Annotated in this window: 22 protein-coding genes; 12 read left to right on the top strand and 10 right to left on the bottom strand. The window is 71.1% G+C overall.

The window, feature by feature from the left end; all coding sequences use genetic code 11:
• Positions 1-72 precede the first annotated feature (72 nt).
• Positions 73-1,875 carry a glycoside hydrolase family 15 protein gene (locus MO1_RS09665; RefSeq protein ID WP_060915916.1) on the top strand — a complete coding sequence of 601 codons (1,803 nt, stop codon included), beginning with the start codon at positions 73-75 and terminating at the stop codon, positions 1,873-1,875.
• Between the two features lie 85 nt (positions 1,876-1,960).
• Here MO1_RS09665 and MO1_RS09660 read toward each other — a convergent pair whose 3' ends face one another.
• Positions 1,961-2,539, bottom strand: a complete 579-nt coding sequence (locus MO1_RS09660; protein WP_152540118.1) for a hypothetical protein — start codon at positions 2,537-2,539, stop codon at positions 1,961-1,963.
• Between the two features lie 178 nt (positions 2,540-2,717).
• Between MO1_RS09660 and MO1_RS09655 the strand changes: the two genes are divergently transcribed.
• From MO1_RS09655 to MO1_RS09645, 3 genes are read left to right on the top strand one after another with little or no spacing between them, the layout of a single operon-like run.
• Complete coding sequence (locus tag MO1_RS09655; RefSeq protein ID WP_036309539.1) at positions 2,718-3,392, top strand: response regulator transcription factor; 675 nt, start codon at positions 2,718-2,720, stop codon at positions 3,390-3,392.
• The gene (locus MO1_RS09650; RefSeq protein ID WP_255209250.1) at positions 3,389-4,867 is read left to right on the top strand and encodes a sensor histidine kinase; all 1,479 of its coding nucleotides are present in this window, start codon (positions 3,389-3,391) and stop codon (positions 4,865-4,867) included. Before MO1_RS09655 ends, MO1_RS09650 begins: the two co-directional genes overlap by 4 nt.
• Positions 4,868-4,896: 29 nt before the next feature.
• The gene (locus MO1_RS09645; protein WP_060915914.1) at positions 4,897-6,258 is read left to right on the top strand and encodes a serine/threonine-protein kinase; all 1,362 of its coding nucleotides are present in this window, start codon (positions 4,897-4,899) and stop codon (positions 6,256-6,258) included.
• Between the two features lie 81 nt (positions 6,259-6,339).
• Here MO1_RS09645 and MO1_RS09640 read toward each other — a convergent pair whose 3' ends face one another.
• Together MO1_RS09640 and MO1_RS09635 are read right to left on the bottom strand one after the other, a co-directional pair.
• Positions 6,340-7,431: an ABC transporter permease gene (locus tag MO1_RS09640; RefSeq protein WP_060915913.1), complete on the bottom strand. Its 1,092-nt coding sequence runs from the start codon at positions 7,429-7,431 to the stop codon at positions 6,340-6,342.
• A complete protein-coding gene (locus tag MO1_RS09635) occupies positions 7,428-8,312 on the bottom strand; it encodes an ABC transporter ATP-binding protein (protein WP_060915912.1) in 885 nt (294 codons plus the stop codon). Before MO1_RS09635 ends, MO1_RS09640 begins: the two co-directional genes overlap by 4 nt.
• A 213-nt stretch (positions 8,313-8,525) precedes the next feature.
• On the opposite strand from MO1_RS09635, the gene MO1_RS09630 reads away from it, so the two are divergent.
• Entirely contained in the window at positions 8,526-9,095 is a 570-nt protein-coding gene (locus MO1_RS09630) for an NADPH-dependent FMN reductase (protein ID WP_036309545.1), read from the top strand.
• A gap of 56 nt (positions 9,096-9,151) precedes the next feature.
• On the opposite strand, the gene MO1_RS09625 is transcribed toward MO1_RS09630, so the two are convergent.
• From MO1_RS09625 to MO1_RS09615, 3 genes are all read right to left on the bottom strand, one after another.
• On the bottom strand, positions 9,152-9,823 hold the full coding sequence (locus MO1_RS09625) for a response regulator (protein WP_060915911.1): 672 nt from the start codon (positions 9,821-9,823) through the stop codon (positions 9,152-9,154).
• On the bottom strand, positions 9,820-11,067 hold the full coding sequence (locus MO1_RS09620) for a sensor histidine kinase (RefSeq protein ID WP_036309547.1): 1,248 nt from the start codon (positions 11,065-11,067) through the stop codon (positions 9,820-9,822). Before MO1_RS09620 ends, MO1_RS09625 begins: the two co-directional genes overlap by 4 nt.
• Before the next feature lie 132 nt (positions 11,068-11,199).
• Entirely contained in the window at positions 11,200-12,045 is an 846-nt protein-coding gene (locus tag MO1_RS09615) for an exodeoxyribonuclease III (protein ID WP_060915910.1), read from the bottom strand.
• Between the two features lie 52 nt (positions 12,046-12,097).
• Here MO1_RS09615 and pyrE point away from each other — a divergent pair, with 52 nt between their 5' ends.
• Complete coding sequence (gene pyrE / locus MO1_RS09610; protein ID WP_060915925.1) at positions 12,098-12,676, top strand: orotate phosphoribosyltransferase; 579 nt, start codon at positions 12,098-12,100, stop codon at positions 12,674-12,676.
• A gap of 3 nt (positions 12,677-12,679) precedes the next feature.
• On the opposite strand, the gene MO1_RS14765 is transcribed toward pyrE, so the two are convergent.
• Positions 12,680-12,826 carry a hypothetical protein gene (locus MO1_RS14765; RefSeq protein WP_164499364.1) on the bottom strand — a complete coding sequence of 49 codons (147 nt, stop codon included), beginning with the start codon at positions 12,824-12,826 and terminating at the stop codon, positions 12,680-12,682.
• A gap of 59 nt (positions 12,827-12,885) precedes the next feature.
• Here MO1_RS14765 and MO1_RS09605 point away from each other — a divergent pair, with 59 nt between their 5' ends.
• The gene (locus MO1_RS09605; protein ID WP_036309549.1) at positions 12,886-13,839 is read left to right on the top strand and encodes an SDR family NAD(P)-dependent oxidoreductase; all 954 of its coding nucleotides are present in this window, start codon (positions 12,886-12,888) and stop codon (positions 13,837-13,839) included.
• Between the two features lie 201 nt (positions 13,840-14,040).
• A complete protein-coding gene (locus MO1_RS09600; RefSeq protein WP_060915909.1) occupies positions 14,041-14,385 on the top strand; it encodes a TfoX/Sxy family protein in 345 nt (114 codons plus the stop codon).
• Positions 14,386-14,388: 3 nt separating this feature from the next.
• On the opposite strand, the gene MO1_RS09595 is transcribed toward MO1_RS09600, so the two are convergent.
• The 3 genes from MO1_RS09595 to MO1_RS09585 all read right to left on the bottom strand — a co-directional run bounded on the left by MO1_RS09595 (position 14,389) and on the right by MO1_RS09585 (position 17,069).
• Positions 14,389-15,027, bottom strand: coding sequence for a metal-dependent transcriptional regulator (locus tag MO1_RS09595; protein ID WP_060915908.1), 639 nt, complete (start codon positions 15,025-15,027; stop codon positions 14,389-14,391).
• A gap of 10 nt (positions 15,028-15,037) precedes the next feature.
• Positions 15,038-16,318 carry an Nramp family divalent metal transporter gene (locus MO1_RS09590; protein ID WP_060915907.1) on the bottom strand — a complete coding sequence of 427 codons (1,281 nt, stop codon included), beginning with the start codon at positions 16,316-16,318 and terminating at the stop codon, positions 15,038-15,040.
• Between the two features lie 61 nt (positions 16,319-16,379).
• Entirely contained in the window at positions 16,380-17,069 is a 690-nt protein-coding gene (locus tag MO1_RS09585; RefSeq protein ID WP_036309554.1) for a response regulator transcription factor, read from the bottom strand.
• A gap of 111 nt (positions 17,070-17,180) precedes the next feature.
• Here MO1_RS09585 and MO1_RS09580 point away from each other — a divergent pair, with 111 nt between their 5' ends.
• The 4 genes from MO1_RS09580 to MO1_RS09565 are packed head-to-tail and all read left to right on the top strand — an operon-like array spanning position 17,181 to position 20,734.
• Entirely contained in the window at positions 17,181-17,804 is a 624-nt protein-coding gene (locus MO1_RS09580) for a hypothetical protein (RefSeq protein WP_060915906.1), read from the top strand.
• The gene (locus MO1_RS09575; RefSeq protein WP_060915905.1) at positions 17,801-18,853 is read left to right on the top strand and encodes a peptidoglycan-binding protein; all 1,053 of its coding nucleotides are present in this window, start codon (positions 17,801-17,803) and stop codon (positions 18,851-18,853) included. Before MO1_RS09580 ends, MO1_RS09575 begins: the two co-directional genes overlap by 4 nt.
• Positions 18,850-19,554, top strand: a complete 705-nt coding sequence (locus MO1_RS09570) for an ABC transporter ATP-binding protein (RefSeq protein ID WP_060915904.1) — start codon at positions 18,850-18,852, stop codon at positions 19,552-19,554. Before MO1_RS09575 ends, MO1_RS09570 begins: the two co-directional genes overlap by 4 nt.
• Positions 19,547-20,734, top strand: a complete 1,188-nt coding sequence (locus MO1_RS09565) for an ABC transporter permease (RefSeq protein WP_060915903.1) — start codon at positions 19,547-19,549, stop codon at positions 20,732-20,734. Before MO1_RS09570 ends, MO1_RS09565 begins: the two co-directional genes overlap by 8 nt.
• Positions 20,735-20,775 lie beyond the last annotated feature (41 nt).

Here is a 20,775-nt window from a genome sequence, read left to right as displayed (position 1 = left end):
ACACTAGCCCCGCTCCCGATGACGACACCCGTCGGCGGTCGTCTCTTGCCCCGATGCCTCGCGAGGATCACAATGACGACGATGTCTGCCCCGATCGAGTCCTACGCCCTGCTCAGCAACTGCCGGACGGGAGCTCTCGTGTCGGATGCCGGGAGCATCGACTGGCTGTGTCTTCCCCGCTACGACGACGCCTCGATCTTCGGCGGCCTGCTCGGCGACGACGAGCACGGCCGGTGGAGCCTCCGGCCGGCCGACCCGGCCGCCACGTCAACCCGGCGCTACGACGGCGACACCTTCGTGCTGGTCACGCGGTGGCAGACGCCGACGGGCAGCGCCGAGGTCATCGAGTTCATGCCCATGCACGACGACACCGATGCCGTGGTCCGGCGCGTCGTCGGCATCGAGGGCACGGTCGCCTTCGCGAGCGAGCTGCGCCTGCGTTTCGATTACGCCCGGGCCCTCCCCTGGGTGCGGCAGATCGGGCACGCGGACGCGCCGGTGCTGCTCGCGATCGCCGGTCCCGACGCCGTCGCGCTCCGCGGCCCCCGACTGCGCCCGGACGGCACGATGCACCGCGCCGTGTTCACGGTGGCGGCGGGCGCGACCGTCGACTCGGTGCTCACGTGGGACCGGTCGTACCACCGGCATCCCGTCGGTGTCGACGTCGACGCCGCGATCGCGCACACCCGCAGGTGGTGGAGCGACTTCGCGGCGGGCGTCGAGGACGGCGGACCCTGGGGAGCCCACGTCGTGCGCTCGATGCTCGTGCTCCGCGCCCTGACCCACACCGAAACCGGCGGGATCGTCGCCGCCGCGACGACCTCGCTCCCCGAAGACCCCGGCGGCTCGCGCAACTGGGACTACCGGTTCGTCTGGTTGCGCGATGCCGCCCTCACCCTCGAGGCCTACCTCGCCCACGGCTACACACGGGCACCTGAGCGCTGGCGCGACTGGCTGCTGCGCGCGATCGCCGGCGATCCTGCCGACGTGCAGATCATGTACGGCCTCGGCGGTGAACGGGACCTTCCCGAACGCGAGCTGACGAGCCTGCCGGGCTACGAGGGATCCGCGCCCGTCCGCATCGGCAACGGCGCCGTCGACCAGTACCAAGGCGACGTCATCGGCGAGGTCCTCGTCGCCCTCGAGGCCGCCCGCCTCGCGGGGGTGACCGAGACCGCCTCGTCGTGGTCGCTGCAGCGCGCGCTGCTGGCGCAGGTCGTCGCGTGGGTCGACCGCCCCGACCACGGCATCTGGGAGATGCGGGGCGATCTGCACCACTTCACGCACTCCCGCGCCATGGTGTGGGCTGCGCTCGACCGCGGCGTCCGCGCGGTACGCGAGCACGGCCTGCCCGGCGACGCCGGCACGTGGGAGCGGCTCCGCGATCAGGTGCGCGCCGAGATCGATGCGACGGGGGTGGATGCCGCGGGTGGCCACTTCACGCAGCACGACACGACCGACGAGGTCGATGCCTCGCTACTGCTCCTGCCCGTCGTCGGCTTCTGCGCCCCCGACGATCCGCGGATGCTGGCGACCGTCGAAAAGATCGAGCGGGACCTCCTGCGCGACGGCTTCGTCCTGCGGTACCGAACGGCGGCGGGAACCGACGGGTTGCCCGGCGACGAGCATCCCTTCCTCGCCTGCTCGTTCTGGCTCGTCGAGCAGTACGCGGCGACCGGACGGACCGACGACGCGACGCGACTCATGGACCGCCTGTGCGCCGTCGCGAACGACGTGGGGCTGCTGTCCGAGGAGTACGACCCGGCGACGGGTCGGCACATCGGGAACACCCCGCAGGCCCTCAGTCACCTCGCCCTCGTCGGCGCGGCCGACGCGCTCGCCGGCCACGCGGGCCGTGCGGCGCACCGCACCTGAGTCGTTCGGGACTGAGCGGCACCGGGGAACGCCGGGTGGCGCATCCCCGGTGCCACGGGCGTCGGAGACGACAGAAGTCGCCTGCTCAACTGCCCTGCGACGAGTCGTCGGACTCGGGCGTCGGCGCGTCGGTCGGCGGCGTGGGGCCGTCCGTCGGAGGCGTCGGGTGGTCAGTCGGCGGGGTCGGCGAGCTGCCGTCGGCCCGGGGGCCATGGCCGTGCTCGCCGGGTGTCTTCGGGGCGGAGCCGTCGGCGGGCGGAACGGGCCGTTCGCCTGCAGCGCAGTCTCCTGGTCCCTTCGCGCCCGGGGCGGGCGCCGTCGGAGCCGCGGCGTCCGTGCCCGGAGTCGGCGGGTCGGCCGGCGCTGTTCCCTCTGCGGGAGGGGTCGGGGTGCCGGTGGGAGTGTCCGTGGGCGCAGCTTCGCCGGATCCGCCAGCCGGGGTGATGCCCGTCGCGGTCGTCGCCGACGTGGACTGTGCGGCGATGGCGGCGCCACCACCGGCGAGGCCCGCCGCGACGATGAGCGCGCCCACGACCAGCGCGGGTCGGGTCCAGGTGCGGCGGCGCGACGGTGGGGCCTCCGTCTGCAGAGGTGTCAGAGGCAGCGTGCGCGCGTCTTCCGAGGCGCGGTCGTCGTCGGGCTGGGGTGTCCGGTCGTCAGTCATGGTCTCGTCCTTCATCTCTTTCGTTGAGGTGCCCGGGCTGGAGTCGCCTGAGTGCTGCTCTGCCCGGTGATCACCAGCCTTCGAGCCGTGTCTGAAGCTGGCCTGAAGCGTCACGGGCAGCGGCAACCGCATACCCGACGCATACTCTTCGCCCAGCGCCCACGCGTACCGTCGTGCGATGCCCGCCTCTGCCCGTGTACTCGTCGTGGACGACGATGAAACGATCCGTTCGGCCGTCGTCACCGCGCTGAGGGCCGAGGGCTTCGTCGCCGAGGGCGCACCCGACGGCACTGACCTGACGGGGCGCCTGACGGTGTTCTGCCCGGATCTCGTCGTGCTGGATTGGATGATGCCGGGGCCTACCGGCATCCGGCTGCTGCCCCTCGTGCGGGCCAGCGGCGACACTCCCGTCATCATGCTCACCGCGCGCGACGAGGTCGACGATCGCCTCCGTGGCTTCGCTGAAGGCGCCGACGACTACGTGGTGAAGCCGTTCACCGTGGCCGAACTGGTCGCGCGGATCGGAGCGGTGCTTCGCCGGCGCGGACGTCTCCCGCAGACCATCGCGATCGGCGACCTCGTCGTCGATCCGGATGCCGCCATCGCCCGCCGCGACGGTCAGGCACTCGAGCTGACCGCGACGGAGTTCCGACTGCTGCACCTGCTGGCCGACAGTCGGGGCCGGACGCTCTCGAAGGTGCAGATCCTGACGCAAGTCTGGGGGTACGACGATTACGACCCCAACCTCGTCGAGGTGCACCTCAGCGCCCTGCGCCGCAAGATGGAGGCGCACGGCCCGCGACTCATCCACACCGTCCGTGGCCTGGGTTATCGATTGAGTGCGGCCTCGTGAGCGTGGTCGCGCCGGACACGGACCCCGCCGACCCGGCCCCGCGACTGCGATCGGGCTCGGTCCGTCTGCGGACAGCCGCCGCGGTCCTCGCGCTCATCGCCGTCCTCCTGGTCGTCCTGGCCATCGCCGTCGACGTCGCACTTGGCGCCCGGCTGCGGGCGCAGATCGAGGACCGCCTCCGTGACCGGGCTGCCGCGACCGCGTCACTCGTCGGAACAGTGGACGACGCCGACCTCGCGGACCGGCTCTCGGCGCAGGGACTGGCCGTCCGCATCGACGGCGCCTCGGGCGACTCGGTCGTCGCCGGACCCAGCCCTGACCAGCTGCGCAACGGCCCGCCGGGTGGCCCCGGCCCCGGGGGTCCCCCGTCCGAACGTGGGCAGTCCACGAGTACGAGTGCGTCGGCCGTGAGAGTGGTGGCGTCCGATGTGTCCGGCGATGACGACCTCGTCACCCTCCGATCGTCGCTCAGCGACGGCTCGACACTCACGCTGACGGCGTCGGCGGTCGGCGTCGAGGACACGCTGGTGCAGGTGCGCTGGGTCATGAGCGTCGCCTCGGCGGGCGTGCTGCTGCTGTCGGCCGGCGCGATCGTGCTCGTCGTGCGGGTGACCCTGCGTCCGCTGGAGCGGGTGTCGCAGGTCGCCCGCTCGATCGGGGCCGGCGAGCGCGGACGACGCCTGCGACCGACGCGACCCGACACCGAGATCGGACGTGTCGCTGCCGCTCTGGACGACATGCTCGACGACGTGGTCGGAGCGGAGCACGCGGCGCGGGATGCCGAAGTGCGCCTCCGTGCCTTCCTCTCCGACGCGGCGCATGAGCTGAGGACGCCGGTGGCCGGCATCCGGGCGGCGGCGGACACCCTCGTCCGTTCCGACCTCGACGGTCCCGAGCGCGAGATGCTCGCAGCGCACGTCGCGCGCGAAGCGTCGCGGGCGTCCCGCCTCGTCGACGACCTGCTCCTCATGGCGAGGGTGGACCGGGGGCTCGACCTGTCGCCGACGGTCGTGGCTCTCCGTCGGCTCGTGACGGCCGAGACGGCCCGTGCCCAGCTCGTGCACCCGGACCTGCGACTGGAGGAGAGTACCCCGGATGCCGCCGTGACGGCGCGTGTGGACGTCGACCGGTTCGCGCAGGTGCTGTCGAACCTCGTCGAGAACGCCGCGCGCGCGACGAAAGGCCGAGGTCGGGTCCGGCTCGAGCTCCAGAGCGAGGGCGACGAGGCGGTGATCGCCGTCCAGGATGACGGCCCCGGTGTGCCCGAGGGCGACCGGCTCCGCATCTTCGAGCGGCTCGTGCGGCTCGACGCATCACGCTCCGCGGGTGGGGCCGGCCTGGGACTGCCGATCGCCCGCGGGATCGCTCGTGCGCACGGCGGCGACGTACGGTGCGAGCCGTCCGCGGTCGGCGCGCGCTTCGTCGTGACCGTCCCGTTCGTCAAGACCACACCGGGCTCCCACGCCGACCGGTAACGTCGTCGGCGACACAGGAGGGCTACGCCATGACGGATGCATCCGAACCGCTCGTCGGCGACGTGCTGGCGGAGCGATACCGCCTCGTCGCCCAGGTCGGGCAGGGCGGCATGGCGCGCGTCTTCCGTGCGGACGACACCGCGCTCGGACGCACTGTCGCGGTCAAGGTGCTGCGTCCCGGCGTCGAGGGGGCCGTGAGCGCGCCGGAGCGCGCGCGGAGCGAGGTCACCCTCCTCGCCTCGCTCAACCACCCGTCGCTCGTCACCCTCTTCGATGCGCACCTCACCGGCTCGCCCGACTACCTCGTGATGGAGTTCGTCGAGGGCCCCACGCTGAGCGGCCGCATCGGCGAAGGGCCGCTCCCGCCGGCCGAGGTCGCCGCGCTCGCCGCCGAGTTGGGCGAAGCGCTCCACGTCGTGCACGGGTCTGGCGTCGTCCACCGCGACGTGAAGCCCTCGAACGTGCTCCTCGCCCCACCGCACCTCCCGGGCGGTCGATCACGCGCCAAGCTCGCCGACTTCGGTATCGCGCTCCTGCTCGACAGCGCGCGTGTGACGACCCCCGGCACTGTCATCGGCACCGCCGCCTACCTCGCCCCCGAGCAGGTGCAGGGCGGCGACCCCTCGCCCGCGTCCGATGTCTACGCGCTGGGTCTCGTCCTGCTCGAGGCGCTCACGGGGGAACGCGCGTATCCGAACACCGACGGCGTCGGGGCCGCTCTCGCCCGTCTCAGCGCGCCGCCGACGATCCCCGACGAGCTCGGACCGGGATGGGGGTCGCTCCTCGCCCGCATGACGGCTACGAGTCCGAGCGATCGGCCGACGTCTCTCGAGGTCGTCGAGGCCGCTGAGCGATTGCGGACCGCGCCTGTCAACGGTGCTCCGCCGCTGCCGCCCGTTCGCGCGGCGGTGGCCGCCGGGATCCCCGTCGCGGCTGCGGCAGCAGCGGAGCCCGCCACCCGCCGCTACCCGATCGCCGAGACCGTCGCGCTCACTTCCCCCGACCTCGCTCCGCAGAAGCGGTCGCGTCGCCCCCTCGTGATCGCGCTCACTGTCGGGGCCGTCGCGCTCATCGCTGCGGCGAGCATCTGGACGGCGTCGCTCGCGGGGGCGCCGCAGCCGACGTCGTCCGATCCAGCGCAGACCGAGCCGCGTTCGACGGAGCCGGTGCAGGAGACCGTGACCGATCCGACCCCCGCTTCATCGGCCGAGCCGTCGCCCACCCCGAGCGCTGTCACCACCGACGACGCCCCTGCCGACAAGGCAGACGATCAGGGCGCCAAGGACGCGGAGAAGGCGGCGAAAGAGGCGGAGAAGAAGGCCGCCGAGGACGCCAAGCGCGCCGAACGTGAGGCCGAGAAGGGGCCGAAGGGCAAGCCGGACAAACCCTGATCCGGTTCGCGACCGCGAACGACAGAACCGCCCCGCCGCAGCAGCGGACGGGGCGGTTCTCTCGTGACGGGATGCCGCGGCTCAGCGCGACAGTGCCTCGCGGAGCTTGACCCGGGCTCCCATGCGGAGGAGCGAGTTCTCGTAGATCTTCGCGCCGACCAGGATCGCCCCGACGCAGGCGGCGAGCATGACCGCCAGCGCGAGCAGGGGCTCCCACCACTGCGCCTCGCCGACGAAGATGCGCACCGGCATTCCGACCGGAGCCGAGAACGGGACGTACGACATGATCGTCAGCACGACGGGGTTGTCGTTGAAGAAGATCACGAGGAAGTATGGCGCCATCACGATGTAGGTGAGCGGTGTGATCGTCGGTCCGATGTCCTCCTGGCGCGACACCAGCGCACCCGCCGCGGCGAACAGCGCCGCGAGCAGCACGAACCCGAAGAGGAAGAAGACCGCGAACCAGGCGATCGGCCCGCCGAGACCGGCGATCAGGAAGTCCTGGCCCGTCACGGTCAGCCCGATGATCGCGACCGCGGCGATGCCGACGATCTGCCCCATCGCGAGGATCGTGTTGCCGAGCACCTTGCCCGCCAGGAGTGCGCGGGTCGGGATCGCCGAGATGAGCAGCTCGACCACACGCGTCTGCTTCTCCTCGACGACGCTCGTCGCGATCGTCGTACCGAAGGTCAGCGCCGCGGCGAAGAACACGCCGCCGAAGGCGATCGCGATGATGTAGCGGAGGAATCCGTCGGTGCTCTCCGGCTCGAGGATCTCGACCTTCGGGGCGATGCTCAACTGCTGCAGCAGGCTGTTCGACACCGACTCGTCGAAGACCACGGTGTAGCCGAGCGGCTCGTCGCCGCCGGGGATGACGGCCGCATCGACCGTGCCGTCGCGGACGAGATCGCGGGCCTCCTCGGCGGAGGCCGCATCGGTCACGTCGAACGCCTTCGGGTCGGTGATGGCCGACGCCGTCTCGGAGGTGACCGCGATCGGCGTGCGGCTGTCGCTCTGAGCCGAGAAGCCCGCCCAGAGGACACCGGCCAGCACGATCAGGAACATGACGGCGGTGGAGATGATGAACGACTTCGAGCGCAGCTTCGAGCCGAGCTCTCGCTCGGTGACGAGCCAGACGCTCTGGCCGAACGAGGGGGAGACGGACGTGTTCACTGGATGACCTCCGTGAAGATCTGGGCGAGGGTGGGGCGGCGCGGCGCGAACGTGGTCACGTCGCCCGCGGCGACCGCGCGCTGCAGGACGCGCTGCACGGTCTCGTCGGAGTCGGCCTCGAACAGGGCGTAGCCGCCGTCGAAGTCGACGACCTCCACGCCCGGCTCGTCGCGGAGCCATCCGGCATCCGTTCCCGAGACGAGCTCGAATCGGCGGGTCGCGTGCTCGGCGCGCAGGCCCTCACGGGTGCCCGCTGCGCGGATCGTGCCGCCGGCGATGATGACGAGGTCGTCGCACAGGCGCTCGACGACGTCGAGCTGGTGCGACGAGAACAGCACCGAGACGCCCTGCGCCGCGCGGGTCTGCAGAACGTTCGCGACGACGTCGACGGCGATCGGGTCGAGGCCCGAGAACGGCTCGTCGAGAATGAGCACCTCGGGGTCGTGGACGAGGGCCGCGGCGATCTGCGCGCGCTGCTGGTTGCCGAGCGAGAGGGTCTCGACGTTGTCCTCTAGACGTTCGCCGAGCCCCAGCTCTTCGAGGAGCGCCGTCGCGCGAGTCGCGGCATCCGTCTTCGAGAAGCCGTGCAGACGCGCGAGGTAGACGATGTGCTCAAGCACCTTCATCTTCGGGTACAGGCCGCGCTCTTCGGGCATGTAGCCGAAGAGGCGCCGGTCGGCTGCGGTGACGGGGGCGCCGTTCAGGGTGACCTCGCCCGCGTCGCGGCCGAGAACCCCCAGCATGATCCGCATCGTCGTGGTCTTGCCAGCCCCGTTTCCGCCGACGAATCCCGTCAGGCGGCCGGGTGCGACGTCGAAGGCGACGTCGTCGAGCACCCGCCGCGAGCCGTAGCTCTTGGTGATCCCGCGTAGCTGCAGCATCCGTTCCTCCTGTGGTCTGTGCGCCACCGGCGGCGGCACGTCTTCCACGCTAGGGAGATGGGATGCCGGGGGCCTCCCCCTGGCGGGTGAAACCCCTCCCCGCCGCGAGGGGGAGACGAACTGTCGGTGCATTCATAGGAATAGGGATGCCCGGGGCCTCGTTGGGGTCTGCGGTGCCCACCGGCATCCCTATCCACTCTCTTTGGAGGACCCATGACGAATCGCACCATCGGCTACATCGTCGGCAGCATCTCGTCGACGTCGATCAACCGGACCCTCGCGAAGGCGCTCGAGCGTCTCGCCCCCGAGGGCACCACGCTGGTCGAGATCCCGATCAAGGACCTGCCCTTCTACTCGGTCGACCACGACGGGAACTTCCCGCAGGTGGCCGTCGACTTCAAGCAGGCGATCGCGGACGTCGATGGCGTCATCATCGTGACCCCCGAGTACAGCCGCTCGATCCCCGGTGTGCTGAAGAACGCGCTCGACTGGGCTGCCCGCCCGTACGGCCAGAACGCCTTCCACAACAAGCCCACGGCCGTCATCGGCACGTCGGGCAGCGGCGTCGCGACGGCTGTCGCCCAGCAGCACCTCAAGGCGATCCTCAGCCACTTCAACGCGCCGACGCTCGGCCAGCCCGAGGGGTTCATCCAGACCACGCCCGGCCTGTTCGCTGAGGACGGCGAGGTCACGAATGACGCGACCGCCGGCTTCCTGACCGGCTACCTCGAGGCGTTCAACGACCTCGTCGACCGCTACGCGAAGGTCCCCGCCGGCGCCTGACGCGCCACGCCGAACGGCCCCGCCCCCACCTGGGCGGGGCCGTTCGGCGTCTCGGCTCAGGTGAGGCCGTGGCGGTGGGCCCAGACGACGGCGGCGACGCGGTCGCGGGCGCCGAGCTTCTGCAGCACGTTCGACACGTGCGTCTTCACCGTCGCTTCACCGATGTAGAGCTCGCGGGCGATCTCGCCGTTGCTCATCGCTTGCGCGAGCAGCCGCAGCACCTCGGCCTCGCGCTCGGTGAGCTCCACGGGGAGAGTGGGTGCGGCATCCGTCGTGCGGGCGAGGGATGCCGGTGGCTCCGCCTCGGTCGCGGTGAACCGTGCGATCACGCGGCGGGTGACCGTCGGCGACAGCAGAGCGTCACCCGAGGCGGCGACCCGCACGGCGTGGGTGAGCTCTTCCGGTCCGGCGTTCTTGAGCAGGAATCCGCTCGCCCCCGCCGACAGCGCCTGGAACAGGTAGTCGTCGCGGTCGAAGGTCGTCACGATGACGACGGATGCCGGGACCTCGGCATCCGCCACGATCTGACGCGTCGCCTCGAGGCCATCCATGTCGGGCATCTGCACGTCCATGCAGATGACGTCGGGCTGCAGGTCGCGAGCAGCGGCGACTGCCGCCCGCCCGTCGCCGGCCTCGCCGACGACCTCGATGTCTCCCGCCGCCTCGAGGATCATGCGGAAGCCGGCGCGCATGATCGCGTGATCGTCGACCAACAACACGCGGATCATGCGGGCACCGCCTGCGACAGGGGCACGCGCACCCTCACGAGGAACCCGCCTCGAGGTCGTGCCCGCGCCTCGAGCGTTCCTCCGGACGACGTTGCCCGTTCGCGCATTCCGACGAGGCCGAGGCCCGCTCTTCCGGAGATCGGTCCGCGGCCCTCGTTCGAGACTTCGAGCTCCACCGCGTCGACGGCGTACCGCAGCCGCACGTCGGCGCTCGCGCCGGGGCCGCCGTGACGACGCGCGTTCGTGAGCGCCTCCTGCGCGATGCGGTACAGGTTCACCTGCACGAGCTCGGGGGTGGGAACCGGATCGCCCACGACCGAGAGCGTCGTCGGCAGGCCGTTCTCGTTCGCGTGCGCGACGAGATCCGGCAGCGCGTCGAGCCGGACGGTGGAACCTCCGGGTGCGTCGGTCTCGGGCGTCCGGAGTGTCTCGAGCAGCTGGCGCAGTTCCGTCAGTGCCTGGCGCGCCGAGGACTCGACACCGGTCAGTGCCGTGCGTGCCGCATCCGGATCGCGCTCCAGGACCGTCCGCGCGGCACCGGCCTGCACACCCATCGCCGAGACGTGGTGCGCGACGACGTCGTGCAGTTCGCGAGCGATGCGCACTCGGTCGAGGGCGACCGCTTGCGCGGCCGTACGCTCGCGTTCCCGCTCGAGCTCGGCGGTCCGCTCCTCGAGGGCGGTGCGCTCCATCGCGCCCGTGTACGCGCGCTCGCCGAACAGGTACGCCCCGCCGAAGAACGCCACGTTGACGAGGAACTGGATCATCGCGAAGGCCGCGAACGGCGAGAACGGCCCCTCCTGCGACAGCCCGTCTTCGGACGACGCAGCCGTCTGGAAGATCGAGATCATCAGCCACACGAACATCGCGACGATGAGCATGATGCGCACGAGCGCCGCGCGGCGGCGGTCGGACACCCAGGCGCCCACCGTGTACATCCCGACGAACAGAGCGACATTGCCGACGTACAGCTCGGGGATGCGCGATGAGACGCCCACGAAGAACGCGACGGACACGACGATCAGCGCCGTCATCGGGTACCGCCGCCGGAAGGCGAGCGGAACGGTCATGGCGGCGGAGTAGAGAAGCCCCCAGGGGAGGTCGGGGTGGTCGCCGTTGTAGATGCCCGAGACCGAGCCCAGGGCGGTACTGAGCATGGCGGCGACGAACAGTCCGGCGGCCAACCAGGCGTCCTGCCGACGTTCGGCCGGAGTCGCCGGGCGGCGGAGCATCGATTCGGGCATGCTCTCCACGCTAGAGGGGGTCGCGGCCCCCGGCATCCGTCCCGCGGGGGAGACGGAGGCGCGTCAGAAAATCCCTGCCGACGGCGTCAGCAGATCCCTGCCGACGGCGTCAGCAGATCCCTGCCGACGGCGTCAGAAGATCATCGGACGGTCGTCGTCGTCCTCGTCGTCGCCGTCGAGGTCCAGGTCGACGACGACGGGAACATGGTCGCTCGGGATCTCGCCCTTGCGCTCGTCGCGGTAGATGGATGCCCCGACCACGCCGTCGCCGAAGGACGGGGAGCCGAGGATGAAGTCGATGCGGAGGCCCTCATTGCGCGGGAAGCGCAGCTGCTTGTAGTCCCAGTACGTGTAGCCGGTCGGCACCAGCGGGCGGACGGTGTCGACGAGGCCGGCGTCGAGGAGCGATTGGAACGAGGCGCGCTCTTCGGGGGAGACGTGCGTCGACACGCCCTGGACGATCGTCGGGTCGCCGTTGTCGGCATCCGTCGGGGCGATGTTGAAGTCGCCGACGAGCGCGAGCGGCAGGTCGGGGTGAGTCGCGAGCGTCGACTGCGTGTAGGCGCGGAGGGCCTCGAGCCAGTGAAGCTTGTAGGCGAAGTGCGGGTCGTCGAGTCCGCGGCCGTTGGGGACGTAGAGGCTCCACACCTTGACCCCGTCGATCGTGGCGCCGAGCGCGCGCGCCTCCTGCGGGGCATCCGGACCCTCGTGGCCTTTCAAGAACCCCGGCATGTCGGGGAAGGCGTACTCGACGTCGGTGATCGGCTGGCGGCTCGCGATGGCGACGCCGTTCCACTGATTGAGGCCGTGCGCCTCGACGTGATAGCCGGCCTCTTCGAACGCCTCGTAGGGGAACTGCTCGGGCTTGCACTTGATCTCCTGCATCGCGAGCACGTCGATGTTCTCGCGCACGGCGAATTCGACGGTGCGCACGATGCGCGCGCGGATCGAGTTGACGTTCCAGGTGGCAAGCCGCATGGCTCCCAGCCTAGATCGGGCGTCGGACGCCGCCGGTCGTAGAGTGGTCCCCGTGACCGTCGCCTCCACGCCCGCACTCGAAGCCGACCGCCAGAGCCTCATCTCGCTCATTCAGGAGGAGGCCGTGTTCCACGGCGACTTCACCCTCTCGAGCGGCAAGAAGGCGTCGTACTACGTCGACATGCGCAAGCTCACGCTCGACCACCGCGCTGCTCCCGCCATCGGCCGGATCATGCTCGACCTCATCCGCGACGTCGACGGCATCGTCGCGGTGGGCGGTCTGACGCTCGGCGCCGACCCGATCGCGAACGCCGTCATGCACGAATCCGCCCGTACCGATGCACCGCTCGACGCGTTCGTCGTGCGCAAAAAGCCCAAGGATCACGGCCGCGGCCGTCAGGTCGAGGGAGCGGATGTCGTCGGCAAGCGCGTCATCGTGGTCGAAGACACCTCGACCACCGGTCAGTCCGCGCTGAAAGCTGTCGAGGCTCTCCGCCGCGAGGGTGCCGAGCCCGTGGCCGTCGCCGTCATCGTCGACCGCAAGACCGGTGCGCAGGCCGCCGTCGAGGCCGAGGGCCTCACGTGGCTCGCCGCGATCGACCTCGACGACCTGGGCCTGAAGCCCCAGTAATCCCTACTTCGGCTCGAGGTCGTCCCACGGCTTGCGGTCGTCATCGTCGTTGCCGCGACGGCGCACCATCTGCACCACGACGAGCACCAGCGACGTGACCAGTGAGAGCCCGACGACGGCGAACAGCAGGTTCTGCTCGAGTCCGTTCATGCCTCAACTCTCCCACGAAGGGATGCCGCGAGGTGGCGCCCGAGCGTAGGGTCGAGGGTGTGGCGCGAGATGACTGGGACCCCGACGATCTGCCCGATCTGAGCGGCCGTCGATACCTCGTCACCGGGTCGAACACCGGACTCGGATTCTTTTCCTGCCTGCAGCTCGCCGGTGCCGGCGCGCACGTCATCATGACGGCGCGGAATCCCTCGAAGCTGTCCCGCGCGCGGGCCGCGATCCTGGCGCAGGTGCCGGATGCCGATCTCGAGACCCTCGCGCTCGACACGAGCAACCTCGGCTCCGTGCGCGCCGCCGCGGCGACCGTCCGGGGACGAGTGGGCCTGCACGGCGTCATGTTCAACGCCGGCATGGTGCACCCGCCGAAGACGCGCGAGGTCACCCGGGACGGTCATGAGCTCGTCATCGCCACGAACGCGCTCGGCCATTACGCGCTCGCCGGGGCGCTCCTGCCCGCTCTCGCCGCGGCGCGTGGGCGCATGGTGTGGCTCGGCTCCGTCGCGACGAAGCTGTTCCCCTGGGACCCGGTCGACCCCGATCTCGTCGAGAACTACACGCCGTGGCGTGCATACGTGCAGTCGAAGGTCGCGACGTCGGCGATCGGGTTCGAAGCCGACCGGCGGCTGCGGGCGGCATCCGTGCCCGTGGCGAGCCTCGTCGCGCACCCCGGATACTCGCTCGGTGGCCGCACCCGGCGCATCGCGGGCGTGAGCGCGCCGACGCGACGCAAGCGCTTCGTCGGCGGCCTGCAGGCCGCGGTCTCGCAGTCGAAGGAGCGCGGCGCGTGGGCGCCGGTGCGTGCGCTCGTCGACCCCGAGGCCGAGGGCGGGCAGTATTGGGGCCCCGCGCACACGTACACAGGGTCGCCGGTGCTCGTCCGGGCGCCGCGCGTCACGATCGACCCCGACGTCGGCGCCCGCATGTGGCACTACGCCGAGCACGCGACCCGCGCCGAGTGGCCCTACCTCAAAGGACGCCGCCTGCGCTTGCGCTGACGCTCGAGGGGCGCCTGCGTGCGCTGACGCGCTCTTGTGGTTGCCTGCGTGTGACGGATGCACGATCGGTGGTACTCGAGTGTCCCGGTGGGGCGGGAGGGGCGGGATGCCGCGGGTCGGCCGTGCGAACAGTTCGCCGTGAGGCGGGGCGGCCCTTGCCCCGGGGCATCTGACCCACTACGGATGGACGCAGGAGGCGACATGGCGGATCGGGTGGCAGTGATGCCTGAGGTGCGCGAGATCCTGGACGAGGCCCGGGCGATCATCGGCGATCGGGCGGTCCGGGAGATCTCGATGTTCGGAGCCGTCGCGCTCATGGTCGACGACTCGATGGCAGTCGCCGTCTTCCGGGGCGAATCCCTGCTGGTGCGAGTGCGGAACGACGAGGATGCTGCCCTGCTCGCCGAGCCCGACGCGGAGCGCTCGCACATGGGCGAACGGTCGATGGGGCTCAGCTGGTTGCGGGTCACCCTCGATCCCGAGCACTCGCGGCTGCAGTTCTGGGTGCAGGCGGCGCTTCGCCGACCCGGCAAGAGCGCGGCCTGAATCTCAGGCGGTGAGCCAGACTGCCTGCGCGGCAGCGGGCGGCAGATCGATCGTCGGGCCGCCATCGACCTGAACGGCGTCGCGGCCCGTTGCGGTGACGGTGTGGCCGACGTCGAGACCGCGCTCTTCGAGCGTGCGGAGGAGCGCGGGGTCGCGGTCCGAGACCCGCAACACCCGACCGGTGTGGCCGATCGTCGCCTCGGCGAGGAGGACGAACGGCTCCCGCTCGACGGATCCGTCGGGGCCGGGGATCGCGTCGCCGTGAGGGTCGAACCGGGGGTGATCGAGGCGCGCGTCGATCCCCGCGAGGAGGCGGTCGCTGATCGTGTGCTCGAGCACCTCGGCCTCGTCGTGCACCTCGTCCCATGCGTAGTCGAACTCGCGGACGAGCCACGTCTCGATGAGGCGATGCCGGCGGATGACCGCGGTCGCGCGGCGGGTCCCGGCATCCGTCAGCGAGATCGGACCGTACGGACGGTGCGACACGAGGCCCTGGGCCGCGAGCTTCTTGACCATCTCGGTCACCGACGAGGGCGCGAGTCCGAGTTCGCCGGCCAGCACCGACGGGGTGACGGGATCGCTCTGCCACTCGGTGTAGTGGTAGATCGTCTTCAGGTAGTCGTCGACCGTGGACGCGGGCACGGACCCCAGATTATCCGCCGAACAGGGTGAGCCAGAGCAGCAGCCCGTTGAGCGCGACCAGGAAGACCGACGCGAGGATGCCGGCGGCCGTCGTCCACGCGCGGTTGCGGTACCCGCCCAGCAGGTCGGCCTTCGCTGTCAGCGCGACGAGGGGAATGAGCGCGAACGGGATGCCGAAGCTCAAGACCACCTGGCTGAGGATCAGCGCGAACGTGGGGTCGACACCGACCGCGAGGATCACGAGCGCCGGCAGGAGCGTCACGAGGCGGCGAACGAGGAGCGGGATGCGGACGCGCAACAGCCCCTGCATGATCTCCGCTCCCGCGTAGGCGCCGACAGCGCTGCTCGCCAGGCCGCTCGCGAACAGGCCGATCGCGAAGAGGGTGGCGACGACCGGCCCGATCCCGGACTGCAGCGCGGCGTACGCGCCCTCGAGGCTGTCGGTGCCGGGCACCCCGTCGAGGTTCGCCGCGGCGAGCAGCAGGATGCAGAGGTTCACGGTCCCCGCGATCGCGAGGGCGATCGTCACGTCCCAGCGGGTGGCGCGGAGCACGCGGCGGGTGTCGATGGCGGCGTCGGCGGCCGCGGCATCCGTCCTCGTCCGTCCGTCGACGGGCCGGAACCGGTCGCGGGCGAGCGAGCTGTGCGCGTAGATCGCGTGCGGCATGATCGTCGCGCCGAGGATGGAGGCCGCCAGCAGCACCGAGTCGGCGCCGTCGAAGCGGGGGAGGAGACCCTCGACGACGCCGGCGGCCTCGGGCGGGCCGACGAAGACGCCGTAGGTGAAGCCGAGGACGATGATCGCCATCAGCCCGATGATGACGAACTCGAACGGACGCGCACCGCCGCGGGACTGGACGAGCAGCAGGACGATCGACACGGCGCCCGTGATGAGCCCGCCCCAGACGAGCGGCACCCCGAACAGCAGCCACAGGGCGACCGCACCGCCGATGATCTCGGCGACGTCGGTGGCCATCGCCACGAGTTCGGCCTGCAGCCAGTACGCGCGGCGGGCAGTGTGACTGCGGAGGCGGGCGCCGAGGAGTTCGGGCAGGCTCCGCCCCGTCACGATGCCGAGCTTCGCCGACAGGTACTGGATCAGCCAGGCCATGACGTTGCCGAGTACGACAACCCAGACGAGGAGGTAGCCGTATCGGGCGCCGGCGGTCATGTTGCTCGCGACGTTGCCCGGATCGAGGTACGCCACTCCCGCGACGAGCGCCGGTCCGAGCAGCCAGGCCGCGCGGGGACCGCGCACCCGGGGCGACTCCACGAGCACATTTTTCGGCATACCGAAAAATCTAACAGGACCGAAGGATGCCGGGAAGCAACGTCTGCGCTCGCGGCGACGCTCAGGCCGAGGCGGACTCGAGCTTGTACCCCACGCCGTGCACGGTGACGATCCTCGCGGGCCGCTGCGGGTCGTTCTCGATCTTCAGCCGCAGGTTCTTCACGTGGGTGTCGATGGTGCGCGGCCCGATCCACCGGTCGGAGCCATGCAGGTGGTCGAGGAGTTGCGACCGGCTGAGGACGATCCCCGCCTGGGTGGCGAACACGAGCAGCAGATCGAATTCGGCACGCGTCAGTTCCACGGGCCGGGCGTCGACGGTCACCGTCCGGCGTTCGGGGTCCACGACGAGGTCCCCCACAACCACGTCGGGTCGGGTCGTCGTGGTCGGCAGCGCCCGCCGCAGCAGCGCGCGGACGCGGCCGACGAGCTCGCGCGGGCTGTAGGGCTTCGTGACGTAGTCGTCGGCGCCGAGCTCGAGGCCGAGGAGCAGATCGTTCTCGGTCGATCGCGCCGTGAGGATCAGGATCGGTAGGTCGTACATCTCCTCGCGGAGCGTGCGGCAGAGGGTGAGTCCATCGAGTCCCGGCAACATCACATCCACGATCAGCAGGTCGGGTGAGGACGCACGGATCGCGGCCAGCGCAGCCGCTCCGTCGCCGATGACATGCACATCGTGACGTTCGCGCTCCAGGTAGCGGCGGATGAGCTCGGACTGCAGTTCGTCGTCCTCGACGATCACGATGCGGGCCACGTCATCGACTGTAGGCGGGCGACCGGAACGCCGACGGTCTCGGCACCGCATCCTCACAATCCCCTCACAACCGGCGATCACTGTGGAGGCGACGACAGAGATCGGAGAACCATGTTCCGCCATTCGACCCGCCCCCTGGGTGCCCTCGTCGGTATCGCGCTGACCGTGCTGTTCGCGACCGGCTGTGTAGCCGGCGCTGCGCCGCAGGGCCAGGATGCCGCCCCCGTTCCGGACGATCAGATCGCGAGCCTCGAGACGGCGGCGCCCGAGAAGACGGCGACGGAGGACCCGCTGATCGCCGAGTACGGCGAGCCGGTACGGCTGCGCCTCGACATGACCGATGAGGAGAGCGAGGCGGCGTGGCAGCCTCGCGAGCGATGCCTCGCCGATCGGATGCCGAAGGCGACGATCACGGGCGGCCAGGACAGTGGTGTGGGCGTCGCGACGAACGACGACCCCGTCGCCGCCGCGGAGGCGGAGGCGTTCTGCATGAAATTCGCCCCGTTGCCGCCGCACGAGCTCGACGCGCAGAACCCCGACGCGCTGCGGTTCGCGCAGAAGGTGGTCGACTGCCTGCACGCCGCTGGCGTCCGTTACGTCGAGATCACCCCCGCCGACGAGTTCGGACAGATCACCTTCGCTTTCGGCGGTGAGCAGAACGACTCGACGTCGATCTCGCTCGGCATGGCGAAGGTCGACGGGTGCGTCGCCGACGTTTCGGGCGGCGCCCGATGAGCCGCGATCGGCGCCGTCGCACCTTCGCCGTCGCGGCAGCCGCTGTCGGGGCGACTCTTCTCCTCGGCGCGGGCGGGGTGGCCGCTGTGACGAGCGCGAGCGAGCAGTCCCCGAAGGCCGCGCCGTCGCCGCAGACGGAGCGAGCGACAGCCGTGATCGAGCGGGGCGACCTGTCGGTGACCGCGACCCTGGACGGATCGATCGGGTTCGGCGGCGCCGAGCCCGTGTCGGTCAAGGCCAAGGGCACGATCACCTGGTTGCCGGCGCCCGGCGCCGACCTCGGTCGAGGGGCGACGGCGCTCCGCGTTGACGACCTCCCCATCCCGGTGCTCATCGGGAAGACGGCGCTCTACCGCCCCCTGACCTCGTGGGGCATGACCGGTGCCGACGTCAGCATGGTCGCGGAGAACCTCATGGAGCTCGGCTACCTGCAGCGGGCCGACCCGAAGGACGCGCGGACGAACAGTGCGTTCCGCACCGCTGTCCGTGCCTGGCAGACCTCGCTCGGCCTCGAGCGGACGGGAGACATCGCTCCGACGGACGTCGTCGTCCTCGCCGCCGACAGCCGCGTCGCGAAGGTGACGGCCCGGCTCGGCGACGCCGCGGCCGGGACGCCGTTCACCGCGTCGACGACCACGAGGATCGTCGAGGCGGCCGTGCCTGCCGGCGACGCGGGACTCGTGGGTGCCGGGGCTGCGGCGGAGGTCGAGCTGCCCGACGGCCGGGTGCTGAAGGGCACGATCCGCGACGTCGGCACGGCGGGGGAGGGCGCGCAGTCCCAGGTGCGCGCCACGGTCGACATCGCCGACCAGAAGGCTGTCGCCGAGGTGGATGCCGGGGCCGTCGTCGTCCGCGTCGTGACGAAGACCGTCACCGACGTGCTCATCGCCCCCGTGCCTGCACTCATCGCGCTCGCCGAGGGCGGGTACGCGCTGCAGGACGAGTCCGGGCGGCTGCACGCCGTCACGATCGGGCTCATCGCAGACGGCCGCGTCGAAGTGGCCGGCGACGGCATCACCGCCGACATGACGGTGGTGACCGCACGATGACCACCCCCGCCCTCGAGCTCGATCGCGTGGGCCGCGTCCATCCGGGCGGCGTCGCAGCACTGCGGGACGTGTCGCTCCGGATCGACGCGGGCGAGATCGTCGCGATCGTCGGAAGGTCCGGCGCCGGCAAGTCGACGCTCCTGAACGTCCTCGGTACCCTCGACCGGCCCACGAGCGGAACCGTCCGGGTCGGTGGGATAGATACGGACGACCTCGACGATCGAGCGCTCTCCACCCTGCGGGGACGGACGATCGGCTTCGTCTTCCAGAGCTTCCACCTGACCGACGGCGTGAGCGCCGAAGACAACGTCGCGACGGCGCTCCTCTACAGCGGCGTGCCGCGGCGACTCCGACGCGATCGCGCCCGAGCGGCGCTCGAGCGGGTCGGGTTGGCTCACCGCCTCTCGCACCGCGCTCGCGACCTCTCCGGCGGGGAGCGCCAGCGCGTCGCCATCGCCCGCGCGATCGTCACCGAGCCGCTCGTGGTCCTGGCCGACGAGCCGACCGGCGCGCTCGACAGCGCCAACGGCGAACGCATCGTCGACCTCCTCGAGCGGCTCAACCGGGAGGGCACCACCGTCGTGGTCATCACCCACGACGCCGGCTTGGCCGAACGGATGCCGCGTCGCATCGAACTCCGCGACGGCGGGATCGTGGCGGACACGGCCGCCCCCGCCGACGAGGAGGTCGCTCATGTCTGACCGCCGGCCTCGCCTCGGCATCCGGGACCTTCTCGCCCTCGGCACCGTGGGGCTGTTCACCCGCCCGCTGCGCGCCGTACTGGCCTCGCTCGGAGTCGCCATCGGGATCGCCACCCTGGTGACGGTCACCGCTCTGCCCGCGTCGTCGCAGGCCGCGCTCGATCAGGAACTCACGAAGCTCGGCGCGAACCTGCTGCGCGCCGATCCGAGGGTGGGCGTCGACGGTGAGCCGATCCCGCTCCCTCCCGAGTCGCGCGGCATGCTGCAGCGGATCGGTCCGGTCTCGGACGCCGCCACGGTCGGAAACGCGCATGCGGGAGTACGGAGCAACGCACTCCGCGACTACGTCGAGAGCGGTATCACGACCCTCGCCGTGACGGGCGACCTCCTCGGCGTGCTCCGCGGCGAGCTGGCAGAGGGGCGGTGGCTCGGCGACGACCCGATGCCGGTCGTCGTGCTCGGTTCGGATGCCGCAGACCGGCTCGGACTCTCACGGCTCCCCGACCGCGCCGTGTCGATCGACCTCGGCGGCATCCCCTTCCAGGTCGTCGGCATTCTGAAGGACACCCCTCTCGCGCCCGACCTGCAGTCGGCCGTGCTCGTCAGCGACGCGGCCGCCCGGCACTGGCTCGGCTTCGACGGTGCCCCCACCGTCGCCTATCTCACCGGCGCCGAGTCGCAGATCGAGGCGCTCCGGCCCGTCGTCGCCGCGACGCTCTCGCCGGGGGCCGCCGGCATGGTGCAGGTCAGTCGCCCGTCGGCCGTGCTCGCCGCGAAGGATGCCGCCCAGGCGAACTTCGACGGACTGTTCCTCACCCTGGCCGGGATCGCCCTCCTCATCGGCGGGATCGGTATCGCGAACACGATGTTCGTCTCGGTGCTCGAGCGCCGGAGTGAGATCGGGCTGCGCCGGGCGCTCGGTGCGCATCGGGGGCAGATCCGGTCGCAGTTCCTCGTCGAAGCAGTGGTCCTCTGCTCGATGGGCGGGCTCCTGGGGGTATCGCTCGGGCTGCTCGGCACGGTGCTGTGGAGTGCCACGCAGGGGTGGCCGGTGGTCATCCCCGTGGCGACGATCGTCCTCGGCGTGACGGCATCCCTCGTCACGGGGGCGCTCGCCGGACTCGCACCGTCCATCCATGCGGCGCGGCAGTCGCCGACCGCGGCGCTCGCCGCGGGATGAGTGGCGCAGCGGATGCGGGGGCGGCGGGTGAGAGCATTGCC

This window comes from Microbacterium oleivorans NBRC 103075 (assembly GCF_001552475.1).
In the GTDB taxonomy this organism is placed as follows: Bacteria; Actinomycetota; Actinomycetes; order Actinomycetales; family Microbacteriaceae; genus Microbacterium; species Microbacterium oleivorans.
The sequence above is the reverse complement of the archived record's forward strand: the minus strand, read 5'-3'. Positions and strand labels throughout refer to the sequence as shown.